This window comes from Niveibacterium umoris, from assembly GCF_014197015.1.
Classification (GTDB): Bacteria; Pseudomonadota; Gammaproteobacteria; order Burkholderiales; family Rhodocyclaceae; genus Niveibacterium; species Niveibacterium umoris.
Genome location: NZ_JACIET010000014.1, coordinates 1 through 2,811, shown reverse-complemented (window position 1 = coordinate 2,811; position 2,811 = coordinate 1). Strand labels below are relative to the sequence as shown.

Sequence of the window (2,811 nt, the reverse complement as noted above, 5' to 3'; positions counted from 1 at the left end):
CGTCATTGATGTGGAGATGACGATATAACGCGAGGAGTTCTGGCAGGTCTGCTTCAGCGAGCGGTCGAATTTGCACAAAGATAGCGGGCTAACGTTGGACGTAACGGGCGCCGGAGCGCAGCGGAGGGAACCAAAATGCGCAGCATTTTGGCGTCCCGTTGACGGACGGGTTAGGCCGAAGCATCGCACTCGCTCCACCCAAAAACCAACTGCCAAATTACATAGACACCCGCCAGGGTGCCGATTGGGAAACCAACGAGGAACATCACACCAACAACGATACCTACGGCCCGAGCCCATGATTCGTGGCGCATGACGGCGCTACTGAGTAGGAACTGCCCCGCGACGAAAGCTGCCATAACGGCGGGAACAATGAAGAATAGGCCAAGCGGCGCAATATGCCGATTAGCCACGATGGGCAAGACCGTACTTGCACTAAGGCCAGTTATGCCAACTACGCTAACCAAACAAAGAATCGCCATTAGGCGAATAATTCTGCCGGCCTTCTCATGAGGAAAGAGTTCTCGCCATTTGCGTTTTGGAACAGCTTGCTCGACATTAGACTTGGGCGGCTGAAAGAGGTTTGACTCCTGCATTGCGTGACTCTAAGTGATATTGATGGAATCGCCAGAGAAAACTCTCTGAGGCCTAACGTTGGACGTAACGGGCGCCGGAGCGCAGCGAAGGGAACCAAACTGCGCAGCAGTTTGGCGTCCCGTTGACGGACTTGTTATGCTTCAACTTCAATTGCGGCAAAATTCATGAAAAACTTGGGGCGATCAAAACAAGTTGGATGAAACCAACCGTCCAGAAAAATTTGCGAAGAAATGATTTCGTGCTTTCAATTGTCACTATATATACGTTTATATAGACAGCCACGTAAAGTGCAGCGAGATTGATATGCGCGACCATCTTCGGCGAAAGAATGTCGCTCAGCGCCGATGCAGAAGCTAACCCTCCCAGACTCCATGGGAATCCAAGAAGCAAAGCTGGCAATACGAAAAATAGATCGCAAGTCAAAGAGTCGCGACCCGAAACCGGAAGGAAAATGTTCGCCAGAAGACCAGAAAATAAGAAAGGCATGCATGAGATTACGGCGCTTCTCGATTTCTCTCGGAGATTCATTAGTTCAAACTTTTTAACAATGCAAAATCAATCATATGTGGCCGAGGCATAACGTGGAAGTAACCGGCACCGGAGCGCCAGCGGAGGGAACCAAACTGCGTAGCAGTTTGGTGTCCGGTTGACTGCAGGGTTAGAGCGTAAGTGGTGAGTTGGGATTGTTTTCATGAGCCCCAAAAGTGGAACCAAACCGTAACTGCAGCGAGAACTGCGCACAGACCGATGACCGCGACAAACACGGGGTCGTGTGGCTGGTTCCGGGCCGGTGGGTAGCGACCAATGGTAACTATCCGCAGAACTAGCCAGCCCGGCCAATAGAACAGAACTGCGAGCAATACCTCTTCGAGCATGAACCTATGAAAAGAAAAAGAGCATCTAACCCTGGTGCGCTCTAACGTTGAAAGTAACCGGCACCGGAGCGCCAGCGGAGGGAACCCAAACTGCGCAGCAGTTTGGGTGTCCGGTTGACTGACCTGTTAGCCGCGGGGCTACCCAAATTGGACATAGCAACCGCCGGCAATCGCGCCCAGTGTGACGACGATAGTTTGAAGCCAGAAACGGCCCACGCTTTGGCCGGTGCACGCTTCGAAGGACTGAGAGCCGTCCGGATTTTCGAAGCCGCCGGGCCTAGAGTCTTCAAACGCAGCGACCGACCCATTGATGTGAAGCGCTGCGGCCGCCCAGAGGGAAGCCGCGAGCCATTTGACGGGCGAGAACGCGGCGACTGCCCCGCCCATGATGGCGCATATGACGACCGCAAAGGCTGTGGTGCGCAGTTGCATAGCGGCTAACGTGGAAGTAACCGGCACCGGAGCGCCAGCGAAGGGAACCCAAATGCGCAGCATTTGGGTGTCCGGTTGACTGCCTTGTTAGCCGCGCAACCGCTGCCCGATTGAGCCACCGAACGGCGGGCCGAAGGCACAAGGCGCCGAGCAAATTGAACTGCACCGCCAACGGCGCCGGCAAGGGAAAAAGCCCTCACTCTTGCTACGGCCCAAAAGTGCGTTGGCATGCGAACCGCAAGACCGAAGAGCCCCAAACCGGAAGAGTTCAAACCACCGCCAGCGGCTGACGGCGCCGCACTCGAAGCCCTCAGCTGTTGAGCACGAGGATGCCCCGCAGTGTGATGACCCTTGGAGCTGGAGAAGTGTTGCGGCGCCCCGAAACAGGCGCCGCGCCGAAGCAGCATTTCAAGAATTGACCACACGAAAAGAAAGAAATTCAAGGCGAGTGGCTAACGTGGAAGTAACCGGCACCGGAGCGCCAGCGGAGGGAACCCAAATGTGCAGCATTTGGGTGTCCGGTTGACTGCCTTGTTAGCCGCGCAACCGCTGCCCGATTGAGCCACCGAACGGCGGGCCGAAGGCACAAGGTACCGAGCAAATTGAACCGCACCGCCAACAGCGCCGGCAAGGGAAAAAGCCCTCACTCGTGCACCAGCCCAAAAGTGCGTTGGCACGCTGCCCGCAGGCCCGAAGAGCCCCAAACCGGACGCGCTCAAACTAACGCTAGCGGTTGATGGTGCCGCACTCGAAGCCCGCAGTTGTTGAGCGAGACGATGCCCAGCAGTGTGATGACCCTTGGAACTGGAGAGGTGCTGCGGCGCCCCGGAACAGGCGCCGCGCCGAAGCAGCATTTCAAGAATTGACCACACGAAAAGAAAGCAATTCAAGGCGAGTGGCTAACGTT

General features: G+C 55.9%; 3 protein-coding genes. All 3 read right to left on the bottom strand.

What is annotated here, in order from left to right:
* Window positions 1-170: 170 nt before the first annotated feature.
* The 3 genes from GGR36_RS21560 to GGR36_RS21550 all read right to left on the bottom strand — a co-directional run bounded on the left by GGR36_RS21560 (window position 171) and on the right by GGR36_RS21550 (window position 1,967).
* Complete coding sequence (locus GGR36_RS21560; protein ID WP_183638652.1) at window positions 171-596, bottom strand: hypothetical protein; 426 nt, start codon at window positions 594-596, stop codon at window positions 171-173.
* A 163-nt stretch (window positions 597-759) separates the two neighbouring features.
* Window positions 760-1,083 carry a hypothetical protein gene (locus GGR36_RS21555; protein WP_183638649.1) on the bottom strand — a complete coding sequence of 108 codons (324 nt, stop codon included), beginning with the start codon at window positions 1,081-1,083 and terminating at the stop codon, window positions 760-762.
* A 527-nt stretch (window positions 1,084-1,610) separates the two neighbouring features.
* Window positions 1,611-1,967 carry a hypothetical protein gene (locus tag GGR36_RS21550; protein ID WP_221229659.1) on the bottom strand — a complete coding sequence of 119 codons (357 nt, stop codon included), beginning with the start codon at window positions 1,965-1,967 and terminating at the stop codon, window positions 1,611-1,613.
* Between the last annotated feature and the right edge of the window lie 844 nt (window positions 1,968-2,811).

Coding starts and splice junctions, on each gene's coding strand:
- GGR36_RS21560 (WP_183638652.1), bottom strand. CDS start 596: ATGCAGGAGTCAAACCTCTTTCAGCCGCCCAAGTCTAATGTCGAGCAA.
- GGR36_RS21555 (WP_183638649.1), bottom strand. CDS start 1,083: ATGCCTTTCTTATTTTCTGGTCTTCTGGCGAACATTTTCCTTCCGGTT.
- GGR36_RS21550 (WP_221229659.1), bottom strand. CDS start 1,967: ATGCTGCGCATTTGGGTTCCCTTCGCTGGCGCTCCGGTGCCGGTTACT.